The organism is Bacillus sp. FSL R7-0672 (genome assembly GCF_038601465.1).
In the GTDB taxonomy this organism is placed as follows: domain Bacteria; phylum Bacillota; class Bacilli; order Bacillales; family Bacillaceae; genus Bacillus; species Bacillus pumilus.
Genome location: NZ_CP152010.1, coordinates 1087539 through 1106056 on the forward strand (window position 1 = coordinate 1087539; position 18518 = coordinate 1106056).

General features: G+C 41.9%; 18 protein-coding genes. 9 read left to right on the forward strand and 9 right to left on the reverse strand.

Annotated elements, in window-relative coordinates:
* Positions 1–73: 73 nt before the first annotated feature.
* From addB to MKY18_RS05280, 5 genes are read left to right on the forward strand one after another with little or no spacing between them, the layout of a single operon-like run.
* Positions 74–3583, forward strand: coding sequence for a helicase-exonuclease AddAB subunit AddB (gene addB / locus MKY18_RS05260; protein WP_113768390.1), 3510 nt, complete (start codon positions 74–76; stop codon positions 3581–3583).
* Positions 3561–7259 (forward strand): helicase-exonuclease AddAB subunit AddA, encoded by a 3699-nt coding sequence (gene addA, locus MKY18_RS05265; protein WP_342497761.1) that lies wholly within the window; start codon positions 3561–3563, stop codon positions 7257–7259. Before addB ends, addA begins: the two co-directional genes overlap by 23 nt.
* Positions 7260–7285: 26 nt before the next feature.
* On the forward strand, positions 7286–8461 hold the full coding sequence (gene sbcD, locus MKY18_RS05270) for an exonuclease subunit SbcD (RefSeq protein ID WP_106064954.1): 1176 nt from the start codon (positions 7286–7288) through the stop codon (positions 8459–8461).
* The gene (locus MKY18_RS05275; protein WP_342497762.1) at positions 8458–11853 is read left to right on the forward strand and encodes an SMC family ATPase; all 3396 of its coding nucleotides are present in this window, start codon (positions 8458–8460) and stop codon (positions 11851–11853) included. The genes sbcD and MKY18_RS05275 overlap by 4 nt, the downstream gene beginning before the upstream one ends.
* 19 nt (positions 11854–11872) lie before the next feature.
* The gene (locus MKY18_RS05280; RefSeq protein ID WP_106029934.1) at positions 11873–12172 is read left to right on the forward strand and encodes a hypothetical protein; all 300 of its coding nucleotides are present in this window, start codon (positions 11873–11875) and stop codon (positions 12170–12172) included.
* Positions 12173–12217: 45 nt separating this feature from the next.
* On the opposite strand, the gene MKY18_RS05285 is transcribed toward MKY18_RS05280, so the two are convergent.
* The 8 genes from MKY18_RS05285 to MKY18_RS05320 form a co-directional block, all read right to left on the reverse strand.
* Positions 12218–12436 (reverse strand): spore germination protein, encoded by a 219-nt coding sequence (locus MKY18_RS05285; protein ID WP_003211468.1) that lies wholly within the window; start codon positions 12434–12436, stop codon positions 12218–12220.
* Between the two features lie 22 nt (positions 12437–12458).
* Complete coding sequence (locus MKY18_RS05290; protein WP_044139871.1) at positions 12459–12890, reverse strand: spore germination protein GerPE; 432 nt, start codon at positions 12888–12890, stop codon at positions 12459–12461.
* A complete protein-coding gene (locus MKY18_RS05295) occupies positions 12890–13066 on the reverse strand; it encodes a spore gernimation protein GerPD (protein WP_342497763.1) in 177 nt (58 codons plus the stop codon). The genes MKY18_RS05290 and MKY18_RS05295 overlap by 1 nt, the downstream gene beginning before the upstream one ends.
* Positions 13063–13677 carry a spore germination protein GerPC gene (locus MKY18_RS05300; RefSeq protein WP_106064956.1) on the reverse strand — a complete coding sequence of 205 codons (615 nt, stop codon included), beginning with the start codon at positions 13675–13677 and terminating at the stop codon, positions 13063–13065. The genes MKY18_RS05295 and MKY18_RS05300 overlap by 4 nt, the downstream gene beginning before the upstream one ends.
* Before the next feature lie 31 nt (positions 13678–13708).
* Positions 13709–13942 carry a spore germination protein GerPB gene (locus MKY18_RS05305; protein ID WP_034323585.1) on the reverse strand — a complete coding sequence of 78 codons (234 nt, stop codon included), beginning with the start codon at positions 13940–13942 and terminating at the stop codon, positions 13709–13711.
* Between the two features lie 14 nt (positions 13943–13956).
* Positions 13957–14178: a spore germination protein gene (locus MKY18_RS05310; RefSeq protein WP_003211745.1), complete on the reverse strand. Its 222-nt coding sequence runs from the start codon at positions 14176–14178 to the stop codon at positions 13957–13959.
* Positions 14179–14305: 127 nt separating this feature from the next.
* On the reverse strand, positions 14306–14467 hold the full coding sequence (locus MKY18_RS05315; RefSeq protein ID WP_012009503.1) for an aspartyl-phosphate phosphatase Spo0E family protein: 162 nt from the start codon (positions 14465–14467) through the stop codon (positions 14306–14308).
* 122 nt (positions 14468–14589) lie between these two features.
* Positions 14590–15684, reverse strand: a complete 1095-nt coding sequence (locus MKY18_RS05320; protein WP_342497764.1) for a CotH kinase family protein — start codon at positions 15682–15684, stop codon at positions 14590–14592.
* Positions 15685–15968: 284 nt separating this feature from the next.
* On the opposite strand from MKY18_RS05320, the gene MKY18_RS05325 reads away from it, so the two are divergent.
* The 4 genes from MKY18_RS05325 (at position 15969) to MKY18_RS05340 (ending at position 17907) form a co-directional block, all read left to right on the forward strand.
* Entirely contained in the window at positions 15969–16130 is a 162-nt protein-coding gene (locus MKY18_RS05325) for a hypothetical protein (protein ID WP_189282563.1), read from the forward strand.
* 66 nt (positions 16131–16196) lie between these two features.
* Positions 16197–16499, forward strand: coding sequence for a hypothetical protein (locus MKY18_RS05330; protein ID WP_342497765.1), 303 nt, complete (start codon positions 16197–16199; stop codon positions 16497–16499).
* 41 nt (positions 16500–16540) lie between these two features.
* The gene (locus MKY18_RS05335) at positions 16541–17446 is read left to right on the forward strand and encodes a fumarylacetoacetate hydrolase family protein (RefSeq protein WP_065098892.1); all 906 of its coding nucleotides are present in this window, start codon (positions 16541–16543) and stop codon (positions 17444–17446) included.
* A 92-nt stretch (positions 17447–17538) separates the two neighbouring features.
* On the forward strand, positions 17539–17907 hold the full coding sequence (locus tag MKY18_RS05340) for a YisL family protein (RefSeq protein WP_003212021.1): 369 nt from the start codon (positions 17539–17541) through the stop codon (positions 17905–17907).
* Between the two features lie 38 nt (positions 17908–17945).
* Here MKY18_RS05340 and MKY18_RS05345 read toward each other — a convergent pair whose 3' ends face one another.
* Positions 17946–18473, reverse strand: coding sequence for a DUF2777 family protein (locus tag MKY18_RS05345; protein ID WP_342497766.1), 528 nt, complete (start codon positions 18471–18473; stop codon positions 17946–17948).
* Between the last annotated feature and the right edge of the window lie 45 nt (positions 18474–18518).

The following is an 18518-nucleotide window of genomic DNA, read 5'->3' on the forward strand; positions in this document are numbered from 1 at the left end:
AACGTGATAGGAAAATAGCTATTTACCTTTATTTTCGCTAGAATATGAGTACATAAGAAAGGTGTTGTGGAACGTGGAGATTCAGTTTTTAGCAGGCAGATCGGGGAGTGGAAAAACGACTGCAATCTTAGAGGAAATCAAAGAACAGCTTCGGCTTGATCCGTTGGGTCCGCCAATCATTTTTTTAGTCCCGGATCAAATGACATTTTTAATGGAATATGAGCTTGCGAAAACGTCTGAAGCTGGTGGAATGATCAGAGCTAAAGTATTTAGTTTCACTCGTCTTGCTTGGTCTATTTTACAGCAGACTGGTGGAGCGAACCGGCAATTTGTGACAAGCACAGGAATTCAAATGCTTTTAAGAAAAGTGATTGAAGAGCAGAAAGACAAGTTTAAAGTATTCAAAAAAGCGAGTGATAAGCCGGGGTTTGTGGAGCAAATCGAAAAAACGATGGCTGAATTCAAAAGATACTGTATGCTGCCGGAGGATATTGAGAAAATTTCAGCGTCTAGCATGCATTCAGAGTATACAGAAGAAAGACGGGCAGCCGAAAAATTGCATGATCTCCATGTTCTTTATCAGCAGATGGAGCAGCATTTACAAGATGAATATGTGCACTCAGAAGACTATTTGACTCTTCTTGCCCAGCAAATTCCTTCAGCTGAAGAAATAAAAGGAGCACACATCTATATAGATGGTTTTTATCAATTTACACCGCAGCAGCTTCTTGTCATTGAACAGCTCTTGCTGCATGCAGCAAAAATAACTGCGGCTTTCACAGTAGATCGATCCTATCATGATAGGCAGCCAAATGAACTTGATTTATTTCGTATGACAGGTAAAACGTATTTCCAGCTCTATCAGCTTGCTAAAGAGTGCGGAGCTGACATTTCTGAAAACATTTTTGAAAGAAATCATCGGCACCTTTATACACCAGATCTTGCTTATTTAGAACACCAATATGAGCAGCGGCCCGTGCAGCCATATCAGGAAAACACCCCTCATCTCACAGTGTCTAAAAGTGCAAATAAACGAGCTGAAATTGAGGGAGTAGCAAGAGATATTCTTGATTTAGTGAGAGAAAAAGGACTCAGACTGCGAGATATCTCGATTGTAGCGCGGCATGTAGATGACTATAAAGATACGTTAAAAGAGGTTTTTAGAGATTACGATATTCCTTTTTTTATTGATGGAAATGAATCGATGCAGTATCATCCGCTCATCGAATTGATTCGTTCGAGCTTGGATGTCATAAAAGGAAATTGGCGGTATGAAGCGGTATTTCGCTGCGTGAAAACAGAGTTCTTATTTCCGGCTGAAATCACTAAGAACAAAGCGAGAGAGCATGCAGATCAGCTTGAAAACTATTGTATTGCTTATGGTGTAAAAGGAGAGCGCTGGACAAACGGTTCCCGGTTTCATTACAGGCGTTTCCAATCATTAGATGAGGATTTCGGACAAACAGATCAAGAAATTGAAATGGAACAAATGCTAAATGACGTCAAAGAATGGATCGCGCCCCCGCTTTACCAGTTGCAAAAAAGGCTCAAAAAAGCGCAAAAGGTAAGGGACATGGTAGAGGCTGTCTATGTCTTTTTAGAAGAGATACAAGTACCAGATAAGCTTGAAAAAGCGAGGCTTGAGGCTGAAGAAGCAGGTCGATTAGCTGAAGCAATGCAGCACGGGCAAGTATGGGATGCGGTGATTCAATTAATGGATGAATTTGTTGACATGCTAGGTGACGAAGAGCTCTCATTTCCTTTATTCCAACAGATGATAGATACAGGATTAGCTTCTCTAAAATTCGCTTTGATTCCGCCTTCACTCGACCAAGTATTTATCGGAAGTATGGATTTATCCAGAATGTATCAAGTGAAGTGTACGTTTATCATTGGTGTAAATGATGGCGTTATTCCCGCACGCCCCTCTGATGAGAGTGTATTGTCTGAGGATGACCGAGAATGGTTAAAACGAGCAGGAGCAGAGCTAGCAGAGACAGGAAAGGAACGGCTGCTAGATGAGCAATTTTTAATTTACCAAGCGTTATCAAGTCCATCCCGACATTTGTATCTATCCTATGCGGCTTCTGATGCAGAAGGACGTTCTCTATTGCCTTCGACACTCATCAAGTATTGCCAAGAGCTTATGCCAAATCATCAGCAGGCTCTTTATGTGTTAGATCCAGAACAGCTAGAAGATGAGGAGCAATTAAAATTTGTAGCGAATGAGCATGTTTCGTTGTCGTATACCGTCTCACAGCTGCAGCAATGGCTCAATCAATATCCCATTAGCGGTGTATGGTGGAGTGTCTATAACTACTTAATGACATCTCCTCATCGGGATGTATCAAAAAACATCATGTCAAGTTTGTTTTTTACAAATCGAGCGCAGCCATTAAAACCTAATGTCACAAAAGAACTTTACGGTGACCATATTCAGGGCAGTGTTTCAAGAATGGAGAAATTCAATGCGTGTGCATTTTCTCACTTTGCTTCCCACGGTTTAAAACTAAAGGATCGACAATTTTACAAATTGGAAGCACCCGATATTGGCCAGTTGTTTCACTCGGCTTTGAAGCATATTTCAGATACGCTAGTTGAACAAAAAAAGGATTGGAAAAACCTAACGAAGGAAGATTGTGTAAACTACTCAAGATATGCAATCGAACAGCTTGCTCCGCGTCTTCAAAAGGAGATTCTATTAAGCTCTAATCGGCATGCTTATATTAAAGAAAAGCTTCAGAAAATCTTAATTCGAGTCTCTTCTATATTAAGTGAACATGCCAAATTGAGTGGATTTTCTCCAGTAGGGCTTGAGTTAGGTTTTGGGGGCCAAGGGCCTTTGCCGCCGTTTACTTTTCAATTAAAGAATGGCTGCACGATGGAGCTTGTCGGAAGAATTGACAGGGTAGATAAAGCAGAAGGTTCAAAAGGGCTGCTTTTAAGAATCGTCGATTACAAATCCAGTGAGAAAGGTCTTGACCTAGCAGAAGTATACTATGGTCTTGCCTTGCAAATGCTCACATACTTAGACCTAACCATTACGTATTCGAAAGAGTGGCTCGGCGTAGAAGCAACGCCTGCTGGCATTTTATATTTCCATATTCATGATCCGCTCATTCAAGCACCGATTCCACTTGCAGAGGATGAAATTGAGCAGGAAATATTCAAGAAATTTAAAATGAAGGGTTTATTGCTTGAAGATGTGGAAGCAGTAAAGCTAATGGATCAAACGCTTGATTCAGGTAGATCGCAAGTCATTCAAGCCGGTTTGAAAAAGGATGGGTCTTTCCGTTCTGATTCGGCAGTTTTAAGTGAAGATCATTTCCATATACTCACACAACACGTTCGGCGCACATTTGAAGAAGCAGGCGAAAGAATTACAAATGGAGAGGTCGCAATTAATCCATATAAATTAAAGGATCAAACACCTTGCCGCTTTTGTTCATTCAAGTCTATTTGCCAATTCGATGAATCAATAGAAGATAATGATTTTAGGGTGCTCACCTCTGAAAAGGATGATGTTGTGATAGAACGGATCAAAAAAGAAGGGGATCAGTATGCAAATACCAAAACCGAATAACAGTACGTGGACGGATGACCAGTGGGAAGCCATCGTTTCAGAAGGACAAGATATCTTGGTTGCGGCGGCGGCTGGGTCAGGTAAAACAGCTGTTTTGGTTGAACGCCTGATTCGAAAAATGACCCGGCCTGAACATCCAGTTGATGTGGACCGTCTGCTCGTTGTGACTTTTACAAATGCTTCTGCGGCAGAGATGAAGCATCGGATCACAGAAGCACTTGAAAAAGAATTAGCCAAAAACCCTGGGTCTCTTCATATGAGAAGGCAGCTGTCCCTCATGAATCGAGCCAATATTTCAACCTTGCACTCCTTTTGCTTGCAGGTTTTGCGCACCTTTTACTATGAAATTGATCTTGATCCAGGCTTTCGTTTGGCTGACCAAACAGAAGGAGAACTATTAGGAGATGAAGTGTTAGACGAACTGTTTGAGGATGAATATAAGGCTGGAAAGCCATCATTCTTTGAATTGGTTGATCGTTACACGTCTGACCGTCACGACTTAGATTTGCAATGGCTCGTGAAGAGAATTTATGAGTTTTCGAGATCACATCCTTCTCCGGAGCAATGGATGCGGGCATTTCTTTCACTTTATGATGTAGATGCTCAAACAAAAGTAGAAGAATTACCGTTTTATCCATATATCAAAGAAGATCTTTCTCTCGTTCTCCGGAGCTGCCAGGAGCTGCTTGAACGAGCTCTTTCGCTATCAAAAGAACCGAGCGGCCCAGCACCGAGAGCAGAGAATTTTATAGATGATTTAGAGCAAGTTAATGAATTAATCCGTCATCAAGATGATTTTGAGAAGCTTTATGAGCTTTTGCCGAACGTCAATTTTAAAAGGCTCAAAACGTGCAAAGGGGACGAATATGACCCTGCTTTAATAGAAAAAGCCACAGATGCACGTAATCAAGCAAAAAAACAATTAGAAAAACTAAAAGATGAATATTTCATGCGCAGTCCTGCCCAGCATTTAAAAAGCTTAGCTGAAATGAAGCAAGTTGTGGAGACACTTGTAGAGCTTGTGATCCAATTTGGTGAGCGTTTCGAAAGAGCGAAGCAGGAAAAGTCAATTGTCGACTTTTCGGATTTAGAGCACTATTGCTTACGCATTTTAGCGGAGCAGGATGCAGAAGGACATTTGATCGAAACAGAAGCTGCCAAGTACTATCAACAGCAGTTTGAAGAAGTACTCGTTGATGAATACCAGGATACAAACCTTGTACAAGAAACGATTTTAAAGCTTGTATCTAAGGGGAAACATTCTGCAGAGGGCAATCTGTTTATGGTTGGTGATGTAAAGCAGTCTATTTATCGTTTTAGACTGGCTGAGCCCATGCTTTTTTTAAACAAATATAAACACTTTCAACCAGACGGCAAAGAAACAGGGAAGAGGATCGATTTAAATAAAAACTTCCGCAGCCGTTCAGATGTTTTAGATAGTACGAACTTTTTGTTCAAGCAGCTGATGGGGGAAACAGTTGGAGAAATTGAATATGATGAACAAGCTGAATTAAAGCTTGGAGCGAGTTATCCAGAAAGCAAAGATACAACGACAGAAATGCTTCTTGTCCACTTAGATCAGCAGGAAACAGAACCCGGCGAAGAGCGAGAAGAGCTCGAGACCGTCCAATTTGAAGCGAGAATCATTGCTAAAAAAATAAAAGAATTAGTGGAGCAGCCATTTCAAGTGTACGATGCAAAGCAGCAAATGACCCGTAACTTACAGTATCGTGACATTGTCATTTTGCTTCGATCTATGCCTTGGGCTCCGCAAATGATGGAGGAATTAAAGAAGCAGGGAATCCCTGTATATGCGAATCTTTCCTCTGGTTATTTTGAAGCAACAGAGGTGTCTGTCATTCTTTCTTTGTTAAAAGTCATCGATAATCCATATCAGGATATCCCGCTTGCTGCTGTTTTAAGATCACCTATTGTTTATTTAGACGAAAATGAATTGGCACTGATTCGAACAAGTGATAAAAAAGGCACGTATTATGATGCTGTAAAGGCATTTATGAGTGTGACGCATTCTGATCACCCTACATGCAAAAAACTAGAGCGATTTTTCCAATTACTGCGCAAGTGGCGTGATTTTTCTATCAATCATTCGGTGGCAGAATTAATTTGGGAAGTCTACCGTGACACGCAGTATCTTGATTATGTTGGCGGGATGCCTGGAGGTAAGCAGCGGAAGGCGAATCTTCGTGCCCTTTATGACCGGGCCAAGCAATATGAAAAAGCTGCCTTTAGAGGGCTATTTCGATTCCTTCGTTTTATTGAAAGAATGCAGGAGCGTGGGGATGATCTTGGTGCGGCAAAAACGTTCAGTGAAACAGAGGACGTTGTGCGCATGATGACGATCCATAGCAGTAAAGGATTAGAATTTCCAGTCGTCTTTACCGCAGGGCTCGGCAGGAACTTTAATATGATGGACTTAAACCAGTCCTATTTACTTGATAAAGAACTGGGCTTTGGAAGCAAGTATATCCATCCTGAGCTGAGAATTAGTTATGCGACATTACCGCTTGTGGCGATGAAAAAAAAGATGAGAAAAGAGTTATTATCTGAAGAATTAAGGGTCCTATATGTAGCGCTCACAAGGGCTAAAGAAAAATTATTTCTGGTCGGCTCTGTCAAAAATCAGGTGAGAGCATTAAGCAAATGGCAAAATGCCGCAACCGGAGAAGAGTGGCTGCTCCCTGATTTTGAACGGTATCAATCGAAAACATACTTAGATTTCATTGGTCCTGCCCTCATCCGTCATCAAGCGATGTCATCTGTTTTAGAAGAAACAGGAGATGTTGTTCTTTCGCATCCGTCTACATTCACTATCTCATTTACGCAAGCTTCTGATCTTTTAAAGGAAGATATGTCACTTGAAAAGAAGGAGCAAGACGAGATTGTACAAGCATTGATCAATGGGCTGCCTGTTGAAGGATATGGTGATGCTGATGAGCAGGTGGCAGAGAGGCTCTCATGGAAATATCCGTATCTAGCGGCCTCGCAAGTCGGCACAAAGCAGTCTGTTTCCGAGATAAAAAGAATGAAAGAAATACAGGATGAGTACAGTGTTCCTTCTTCTATTCGAAAAGCTCGTGCAACATTGTATGACCGGCCGGCTTTCATGAAGAAAAAAACACTCACTGCCGCAGAACAAGGCACCGCAATGCATACAGTGATGCAGCATATCCCGCTTCCTTCTGAGGAGCCCTATGATGAATCACGTATAGGACACTTGCTCGAATCCTTACAGCAGCGAGACTTGCTAACAGATGAGCAGATCCAGTCAATAAATCAAGAGGGAATTGCTGCTTTCTTCTCTACTTCAATTGGTCAAAAACTGCTAAAAGCGGACTGGGTGAAACGAGAGGTGTCATTTAGTATGGTGTTACCTGTTAAAGAGGTATACAGTCATATTGATACTGAGGGAGAGCCTGTTCTGATTCAAGGGATGATTGACTGTTTATTTGAAACAGATGGAAAGCTATATTTACTAGATTATAAAACTGATAGAGTACAAGGCAGATATACAGTTGACGCTGCTGAACCGATCTTGAAAAAGCGTTATGAAACCCAAATAGCGTTATATGCAAAAGCTGTAGAACGTTTGACAAACAGAACATTAGAGGAGAAAATTCTCTATTTCTTCGATGGGAATTTAGAAATTTCTTTATAAATGTATCGGAATGAGAGGTGAATCACATGAGGATTCTGCATACAGCGGATTGGCATTTAGGGAAAACCCTTGAAGGTCGAAGCCGGCTTGATGAGCAAGCACAGTTTTTAGATGAACTATATCAAATCGTGAAAGACGAACACATTGATGTCATTGTGATGGCCGGTGATGCCTTTGATACAGTGAATCCACCTGCTAGAGCAGAGCAGCTTTTTTATGAAAGTCTATCTGCTTTATCTGATAAAGGAAAACGCCAGGTAGTGGTCATTTCAGGCAACCACGATAATCCGGATCGCTTATCAGCCGCATCACCTTTAACAAATGATCAAGGGATTCATTTAATTGGATATCCGACAAATGACATCATCCGTGTCGATGTTCCTTCTGCGGATGAACGTTTATCCATTGCAGCACTCGCTTATCCGTCTGAGGCGAGACTAAATGAGGTGCTAGCTGAAACATTTGAAGAGAAATTGCTTCGTGATCATTACAATTTAAAGATTCAACAAGCGTTTCAACATTTAAGTAATCAATTTCAACCGGATACGGTCAATATGGCAACAAGCCACATTTATGTGGCAGGGGGAAGTCAAACAGATTCAGAAAGACCGATTGAAGTAGGCGGCGCATATACTGTTGCGGCTGAAAGTCTGCCAGAAGCCGCTTGTTATGTTGCCCTCGGTCATTTGCACCGCCCGCAAACGATCAAACGTGCCAAAACGATTGCCCGGTATTCTGGATCACCTCTTGCTTATAGCTTTTCTGAATCAGGCTATGCCAAATCAGTCACAATTGTAGAGGCAAAACCGAATGAAAAAGCGAGCTGGAAAGAAGTGTTTTTATCAAGCGGAAAACCACTTATGAAATGGAAGGCGACTGAGGGACTGAGTCAAGTGTACGAGTGGCTGGATGAAAAACGGGATCTTCAGGCATGGATTGATCTAGAGATTCATTTAACAGATCAGCTCTCTATTGAAGAGATTCATCAGCTCCGAAAGCAGCATAGTGGATTTGTTCACATTCGTCCAAAATTCAAAGAACTACAGCAAATAGAAGAGCAAAAGCAAGTGGAAAAACTCTCGATCGAAGAGAGGTTCGTGAAGTTTTATGAGCGCCAGACAGGTGGCGGTCTGCCTGATGAAAAAACAGTCAAACTGTTTTTAGAGCTAGCCAATGATATGCAAGAGGAGGAAGCGACTTGAAGCCGATTACGCTGACCATTAAAGGACTTCATAGCTTCAGAGAAGAACAAATAATTGACTTTAGCTCATTATGTGATGCGGGTGTGTTTGGCATATTTGGACCGACAGGAAGTGGAAAGTCGTCCATATTAGACGCCATGACACTGGCACTCTATGGCAAAGTGGAGCGTGCGTTAAATAATACACATGGTATTTTGAACCAAGCGGAAGAAAAGCTGTCGGTTTCCTTTACATTTGCTTTGCAAAAGGAACACCACATTTCTTATAAAGTTGAACGTGCTTTCAAACGAGCGGATGAAATGAAAGTCAGAACGACATTATGCCGCCTAATTGAAATCGGTGATACGCAGACAGTTCTCGCAGATAAAGCGAGTGAGGTGAATCGTAAAGTAGAAGAACTACTTGGGTTAACCATTGATGACTTTACCCGTGCGGTTGTCTTACCTCAAGGGAAGTTTGCAGAATTTCTCTCACTCAAAGGGGCAGACAGACGTCAAATGCTTCAGCGGTTGTTTAACTTGGAGAAATATGGGGATCAACTCGTCAAGCGATTGCGTGCAAAGGCTCAAAAACATTATGGGCAAAAAAATGAACTGCTGGCTGAACTGAATGGTTTAGGAGAAGCTGGTCCAGAGGCGCTGGCAAAAGCAAAGGAAGCAGCTGAGCAGACAAAGGCTATTTTTCATGAGAAAAAACAAGCGCGGGACGAAGCGTTCACTGCTTTTACAAAGGCGCAAGCGATCTGGCAGTATCAAAAGGAACAAGAAGCTTACGAGACTGAACAAAACAAGCTGAATTTACTGGCACCATCAATAGAAGAGAAAAAGACGAAGCTCCATATCGCAGAGCAGGCAGAGACGCTAAAGCCTTATGCGGATGCATTGACAAAGGCTGAAAAACAGCTTTCTCAAGCATCGAAAGAGAAACAGGAAGCAGAAAAGCAGCTGCAGCATCAACGAACGATCTATGATCAAATGGCGCGGGAGTATGAGCAAGCCCGGCAAAAGAAAATAGAGACAGAGCCAGACCTTCTCCAAAAGAAAGAACAGCTGATTCAGCTAAAAGAAATTGAACGTAAAAAAGAGGCAGCTCTTCAGGAAAAGACGAGCATAGAGCGCCAAAAAAATGAAAAAGCGCAGCAACTCCTTCAAAAGAAGAAAGAAGCGGAGAATCTCCAATCTCTATTAGAGCGTGCACTAACGAAACAAACACAGCTGAAGAAGGAGCTGGAGCAGTTACAAGTTTCAGTGAAAGAACGCAAAAGTGTACAGGATGCTTTACGTTTAAGTGAAAATGTTAAAAGAATAAACCTTAGTATTCAAAAGGAAAAGCAAAAGCTGGAGGAGCTCAACAAGCGAGCCTCACAGACTTCAGAAGCATATGAAAAGCTTCAAAAGCAGCAAAGCGACCATCATGAAAAAATAGACCAATCGTTTCAAGCAATTGAACACCTCTATTTTTATGTATGTGAACTCGAACGAGCTCTGACAGAATGGAGTCAAAAAGAACAACAACAAAAACTCGAAAAATTAAAGCAGCGAGATGCGGTAAGGGCGGCAGAATTAAGAAAAGAATTAGCGGCAGAGCTAGTAGATGGTGAGCCATGTCCGGTTTGTGGGTCGATTCATCATGATCCAAAGGCTTTGAAATCCAATGACCATGAAGAAACCGTGGCACAAGTTGATGAAGTCATTCAACGGATGGACAAAGAGCTCAAGCAGGCAGAGGATTATGGGAGAGACATGTATGCCGCAAAGCAGCTTCTCGAAACGCATGCCAATCAATTAGTGAAGCAATTCGCTTTCTTATCTCAGAAAGCCCCTGGGGCGGAAGTCGCTGCAGCAGTAGAAACAGTACAAAATTCGCAGTCTTTGCAGGATCTAATGCAAGAATGGAAAGGCATAAAGCAAGATATTCAAGAAGTTGAACATAAACGAGCTCGTTTAATGGATGAAACGCATGATCAAGCAGCAGAGATGAGCAAGATAAAAGAGCAATTGACTTTTGAACAGCAGCGCATCGCAGAATTAGAGGTGCTGATCAAAGAGTTTGATGCTGAGCTTTCAGAGCAAACGACTCAATTTGAACAGACCTTCCCGCATCTTATATTGAATCAAGTACAAGAAATGCAAAAGCAAATCGATGAAAAGGACCAACAAGCGGAAGGCTATAAAGAACGTATTGAGAAAAGCATTTCGTTTTTGGAAGAAAAACAGCTAGCAAAAGAGCAGCTGCAGACAGTGATATACAATGTCGAGAAAGAACTTGATAAACTAGCGCATCAGCTAGAAAGTCAGCATCAGCTTATCCAACAATATGAAATAGATTTAGGCCGATATCCATTAAAAGCTGCCTCTATTTCTGATGAACTTATAGAGGTTGAACACACCCTTTCTCTTCTTAATGAAAAAGAGCAGCAATCGTACAAGCAATTGCAGCACGCGCAGCAGTTGTTTAGTGAGGCGCAAAGTCATTTTTCAAGCAGTGAGCGTCAGCTTCAAGAGGCGAACAGGCGAAAACAAGAAGCAGAAGCAGCATGGGAAAAAGAAGCAGAATCTTCTCCTTTTCATATGCCGCAGGAAATTGAGTCTGTTTCAATGGAACAGCCAGTACGTCAATCGGTCAAACAGGAAATTGAGGAGTTTGAGGATAAAAGAAAGGAATGTGCCGCAAACTTAAAGCGAATTTCTGAATTACTGAAAGAAGAGTCACTGGATGAAAAGCAGTGGACGGACATTCAGCACAGAAAAGCTGCAGCTGAAAAAGCATTGGAAGAAGCGACAGCAATGAGTGGGTCCGCACATGAACACCTGCGTGTGATTGAAGAGAATCATAAGCGCTTTGCAAGTATTCACGAACGATTGGAAGCACTGCAGGAAGAAATTGATCGCCTTGATAAACTGCAAACTGTTTTTAAAGGGAATACGTTTGTTGAATTTTTAGCAGAAGAACAGCTGGAAAGTGTCAGTCGTGATGCATCCGCCCGCTTAGGTATGTTGACGAGACAAAGATATGCGATTGAGGTCGACTCAGAAGGCGGCTTTGTTATGCGTGATGATGCAAATGGCGGTGTTAGGCGTCCCGTGTCCAGCTTGTCCGGCGGGGAAACCTTCTTGACATCATTGGCGCTTGCGCTTGCTCTTTCTGCACAAATTCAGCTGAGAGGTGAATTCCCGCTGCAATTCTTTTTCCTTGATGAAGGATTCGGTACGCTCGATCAAGACTTGCTTGATACGGTCATTACCGCATTAGAAAAGCTTCAGTCTCACAATTTAGCAGTTGGTGTTATTAGCCACGTGGAAGAATTGAAAATGAGACTACCGAAGAAACTGATTGTCCATCCAGCAGATCCAAGCGGGAAAGGGACAACGGTCTCAATGGAATTAATGTAAATGTTGAGGTGATGACAGGGTGGCAAAGCAAACCATTGGATTATGTGAGCTGTGCGGAAGACAACATGTCCTGCTCACAGAACACCACTTAACACCAAGAGAAGAAGGTGGGGCTTTTTTACCGACTGCCTTCCTGTGTATCCCTTGCCATAAACAAGTGCATGCCCTCTTTACAAACCAGGAGCTTGCCGTGCGCTTGAACACACTTGATGCACTAAGGCAGGATGAAAAGCTTGCTTCGTACATCAAATGGATTCGAAAACAGCCGGCAAGCAAGCTGGTTAAAACAAAAAAATCGAGACAACGCAGAAAAAAATAAGCATAAAAAGCGCTCCTCTCATGAAATGACTGTAGAGGAGCTGCTTTATGCATTGCCTACCATATTCTGATCATTTAAGTCAGGATCCACATAGTTGGTGGCGCTAATGCCATTATTTAATATCAAGAAATCTCCGGTATTTCCCGCTCCAGAGCCTAAAGCAGATTTTGACGAACTTTTAGGCGACAAGTAGAATGAGTCACCGACGTTTACGACGCCTCCAGAAATAGAGTTAATGTAAATGGGTCCGACAATTGCTGGCATAATCGACATCCTTTATTCGAAGTCATATCACCATCATATGCGCAGGTAGGTCCATTTGTGAGTTTGGCGGACTTTCGTCGTTGCTAAATAACTCTCGAATATGCTTCACTCGCGCAACGGCATTCATTCTACAAGTAGAGCCGATTTGATAGACAGAGGACGATGATACCCCTTCTACATGTATCGAAGAAACTTTAATCACAGGCTTTTCATGGTAAAATGCCGTTCTAACTGATCGTTCTGGCAGCATCAATGGAATCGGCTCATAATACACTTCAAATTCTTTCGCATCTAAGTTTTCTGCTTCATTGCCATAAAACAAACTAATGGTTCGCTGAACAGCTAACACCTTCACTTTCGGGCATAGCTCCTGCGTATCACCGATTTGAACAACACTTGAGATCCCGACAGAATTCACCTTCGTGAACTTCACTTGAGATGTGCGCTTTATCATTATCGAGGAGCCAGAGGAACAAACGGGCCAATGATCAAAGATTCTGGCGGTGTATCAAAAATGGAGGATAATTGTACGTGATCTGTGTCCCCGATGATAAATAGGGAAGAGGACGAAACCCCAACTACTTTAATGCTTGCGGTCTCGATGTTGCGGTTGACGACTGTGAAATTCATCCGTTTTCCTCTCCTTTCGTTTCATTTGGAATATGGGCTAAGAAGTGTTCAATTGCCCGTTTGACATCATGCTTCACATATTCAGCAATTTGCTCTGAACGTTGCAGCGGGGTCATATCTTCCCGGTGCGGGAGCTGTCCTGCATAGTATTTGATTCTGCTGTCAATTTGCTTGCGAATGTCCTCAATGATATGGTGTTTATTGCTTTCATCAAGAGAGCCTTCATATCGCTGCTCTAGTTCTTCAAGAAGTTCTGGTGCTTCTTCATTTAAGAATGCATCGACAAGCTGGCGTGTTTGATTGAAAAATTGATCAGCCATTTCTTGCTGCATCATTCCAATGCCCGGGGTTGTTGTTTGGCCCACTTCAAAATTTTGAACACTGTTTGGATCAGATGGATTGAGGCCGATATTCAATGTACCTTCTAGCCGCTCGATTTTCAGTTGATCAAATTGATAATCAATCCGTTCAATATTCGTTGTCGGTTTATCTTTGATCATTTGCATTTCCTGCTGAAGCTCGTTAAGCCTTTTTTCAAGCATCATGATTTGTTGTGTTTGCTTTTGAATGATGCCATGCACCTGTGAAGCGTTGCTTTGATAGTCATACATTTACATACACCTCCGGGGATTGCAGATGAATTTAAGTTGTTGGTGACTGAAGCGGTACAAAAGGTGCTGTGCTTGCGCCTTGGGATTCTTCAATTCCTTGTGAGCCTGCTGCGGCAGGTGCTGATTCTACGTAGCTGCCTGTGTTATACAGGTTGGAAAGCGCCTTGATTGATCCAGCACTCCCAATTTGCAGAACAGATGAGTTACTGACAGACTCCACGCGTAAATAATTAATTTGTATCGCTTGATTAATATAGAAGTTCAACGGATTCTCACTCCTTACAAGTTACCAACAAGCGGTTGATCAATGACATCACTGTCGTACGTATTTGTCACACTTTTATAGTTGCTAATGCGCAATTGATCACCAGTGTTAAAACTGCCTGCGCCAGCAAACGTTTTAACCTGACTATTTGGAGAAATGGTGATGCAGTCTCCAACATGAACGACTCCGCTCGTTCCGACGGCATTTACTTTAAAGGCTCCAACAATAGCCGGCATAGCGGTGCACATCCTTTATAAAAATAAGGCACTTTGTTTTTGGGCGTTTCACCATAGCTTATGATGGGTCTTTTAATGTGTGATTGTCTTTTTGAAAGCTTTTGATGAGAGGATTGAGGTGTATGGTTTACCCTTTTTTAGAGCATTCATTCGAGGTGTATTTGATGCCTTTATTTAAGAGTGTGTCAAGTTCTTGACTGCACCTGATGGTTTCTTCGGCATTCATCCCGAATTTTTTTGCGGTCTCAATTAAATGTAATCTTTTTTGTTCAATTTCATAATTGATCATAACGGACGCCAACTCTCACATTTTTTATCAAATAGAAGGATATGGTTAGTATACCCTATTTTTCTATAAAAAAAGTTGTTTCGTCAATATGAGTAATAAAGTGACAAAATTCGAAAGCGTCCTTACGTGCGATCTCTCTCTTTTCTTATTTCAGCCTGTAAATAACGTCGTCTTTTGTTGATATACTGCCGGATGACCTCTCGTTCTGATTGTAGGATGTCTTTTCTATCTCTCGTATAAGGATCATCTTCAATTCGGTTCTCAATAGAAGCATGCCATTTCTCAATAATTGGACAAAGACGTTCTTCTAAAAATTGTGTATCGAGTACGTGCTGGAAAAGCGTGTAATAGGCTCTTTTAAACGAAGGGATATCTAGTAATCTAGCAGTTAACGTATTAAAGCCGCTTACTGGAATATAATCAAACGCCATTTCTTCTCCATGAATGTCACGGCCCCATGTCGCATCATAATCCCAAGGAAGAACTTGGAATCTGCCTTGTTCATTCACATAAAGAGCGTAGTTATGGACAAAGCCGTCAAAGTTTTGAGTGCACACGACACCAATGAGCCAGCGGAAATACTGGGTCACATCTAGGTAATGCTCAATCTTTTCTGCAAATATGTCATCTTTCGCTGTGTTGAGAAAGTAAATAAATTTACTTAGCTGCTGATCATGTTGAGAAGTCCCTGTTTTTTTCTCGTACCCGAGGAGAAGGTGTTTTTTTGGCTTTTTATCAAACGAACTCAAAAGGGAAAAGTTGGCGTCGTCATCGACTGCATAATAAATGCCGCCTTCTGAAAGCTGTCTTTTCTGAAAAAAGTGCTCATCGACGGATTCTATTTTTAAATAAATGCCTTCTTTTCTTCCGTTTATAGTGAGAAACACATGAGACGCAGCAGGGCTTAGCACCCCTATCTGCTCAAAGAAATAAAAGGACAGTCTGTTTCGGATAAACGAAGGGTCATTGTATTCTGCATTTAAATGAAAGATAGATTCGCCTTGTCTTTGTTTTGGCTTTCGATATTCAATTTGATAGGACTTTTTTTTCAGCTTTCTGATGTGAGACCCCCGGTATGAAGCATAAATGTGCGATTTGATCTGACCAGTTTTCAAAATACCTTCAACTGGTTCGTCGTTCCATATGTCTTTTCGTAATTCAATCAGGTCCTTTGGGTGAATCCAAATATCCATTTGCTTTAAAGGTTCTGTGGTCATGCGTTCATCCTCCTCCTATGCTCTTCTTTACGATATGAAAATGAAGGAATGTCCTGTACCCGTTTGTTAGGTATTCATGGAGTTTTAAAAGAAAGGGGCATCCGCCAAGAACACTTGTCTACCAAGTCTCGTAACATAAAGCAGAGAAGATAAACAGTTTGATCTGTTTGTTTTGTCAAAGTATAGACTGGGAGGGGAATCGTTCGTGAGCACATTTGATCATTCACATATTGAACATGCAGTGGATTCACTTCGAAGTGAAGGACGTGATCATCACTTAGATCGTGAACCAGAATCGAGACGATCGCACAAGCCAGCACGTTCTCGCCATTCAAATCGCCGTCATTGGTTCTTTGGTGGAGGCGGATGCCGTAAATCACATCGTAGTAAAAAAAGCTGTAAGAGCTATCGTTCGAAAAAGAGCCGCTGTTCAAAGAAAAGCGTGAAAAGTGAGAAACCATGCAAAAGTAAAAAGTCGTGCAAAAGCAAGAAATCTTGCAGAAGCAAAAAGAGTGAACCGAAAAAATCATGCCGCAGCAAACACAGATCCCATCATAAGAAAAGTTGCCGCAAGTCTCATCGCAGCCACCGTTCTAAAAAATCTCATCACCATAGACGTAGCCGCTCTTGCAAAAGATGTGGGAAGAAAAAGCATCATTCCCGCAGCAGAGGAAATGTTGATCGCAAATGGGATCAAGGGAACATGTGGGAGTATCGCCGCTACCGCTAAACATCAGATCATCTTTTTTGAAACCCTTTTTAAAAGAGAGTATGATAAAAAAGGGTTTTTTTTATTTCATAGAGAAATAAAATGAGACATCATCACTTAGCGAAAAGAAGATTGTGAGGGGAAGACATGAAGTTTTTTACAGGTGAGATACATAGCAGGATGTTTATCGGGGTAGTCATTGATGATGAATGGGTCATGGACGTTAAAAAGGCAGAAGCCAAATTATTCGAGCTTGAGACACTGCCAAACTCTTTAGCTGAATGTATTCATATGGGGGACAAGTTTGTTGAGCATGTCAAACAGCTCCTTGACTGGGCTGAGAAAAAAGAAGAGGATCGGGGTTCTTATGTATATCCGCTGTCAGACGTGAAACTCCATGCGCCGATTCCAAAGCCAGTTAAAAACATTATGTGTGTTGGAAAGAATTATCAAGATCATGTCATGGAGATGGGAAGTGCAGCGGATATCCCTAAAGATGTGATGATCTTTACAAAGGCACCTACTTCAGTCGTTGGACATGAAGCGGATATCCTCCTTCATGAAGATGTGACGAGTGAACTGGATTATGAAGGAGAGCTTGCGATCGTGATGGGCAAATCAGGGAAGAATATTGCACCTGAAGAAGTCCATGATTATCTATTTGGTTACACTATTTTAAATGACGTAACGGCAAGAGATTTACAGAAAAAACACAAACAATTTTTTGTAGGTAAAAGCTTAGATACAACCTGCCCGATAGGACCTTATATTGTGCATAAGTCTGTGATCGAGGATCACGGCGCGCTCCATGTGGAAACAAAGGTTAACGGAGAGGTTCGCCAGTCTGCAAGTACAGAATTAATGATTTTCTCCATCGAGAACATTGTGTCTACTCTTTCAAAAGGGATGACACTAGAAGCTGGTGACATCATTGCAACGGGAACACCTTCTGGGGTTGGCAAAGGCTTTGAACCGCCTAAATTCTTAGCTTCAGGGGATCGAATCGACATCACGATTGAACCGATTGGGACGCTATCAAATCGCGTCAAATAAAGAGTGAGGTGACACAGGATTGTCGCTTTGTGTTCGACTTATTTCGTGGTACGATGAGAAGGTAATTGTTCTGATAAAGGGGGAAATAACAGATGGGAACGCATTTACATATTACAGCATGGGTGCTAGGAATTATTTTATTCTTCGTGGCCTTTGCTCTAGCAGGTAAAAACGACAAAGGTGCTAAAATTGTGCACATGATTGTCAGACTATTGTACTTGATCATTATTGCAACAGGCGTAGAGCTGTATGTTCGCACAGGAATGAAGATTCCAGGTTTCGGTGGCGAGTATATCGGTAAAATGATTTTCGGTATCCTTGTGATCGGCTTCATGGAAATGGTTCTTGTACGCAAGAAAAAAGGAAAATCGGTGACTGGTGTATTGATTGGTTTTATCGTACTCGCGATTGTGACCATTCTTCTCGGTTTACGTCTGCCGATCGGCTTCCATATCTTTTAACATAAAAAGGACATTGCTTATACGAAGCAGTGTCCTTTTTATATGCCTTCAAATTGCGAAACCGACCGGTGACCGTCAGAAGAGGTCCATTCAAAACGAATTTGACCTGCGGCAGAGTCGTGGTGACATTGAAGAGCAAGTGATTGTGTATCTGTCGAAAACTGAAAGAAAGAAACTCGTTGAAAAGAATAAAAGGAGGAGAAAACACAATCGTAGACGGAAAAACCAAGCTGCTCTACCTGTGCAATGATTTCATAAAAGACGTTTTCAGGTACGAACATCAGTAGGTCAAGCCATCCTTTGGCAAGTGATGCCGTATATTGAATCACTTCACCGCCTTGTACTTCTACAAGCTGTCCACTTTCATGAAGGATCATGGACCCGAGCAGTTCCCCTTTTGTCCACGTGTCATTTTCCTTCAAACAGATCATCGTGCTTTGAAGACTTTCTGGTAGCATGATTTCTCCTTCTTCATCTTCAATCAGACAATGCCCGTTTTCAATGATTAAATACCCGCTGCGCCATCTTCGGCTGCAGCGTTCAAGCTGCTTCATTCGTTTTTCCATTTGCAGACACTCCTTTCCTCTTTCTTTTCTTACCAAATCATGCTT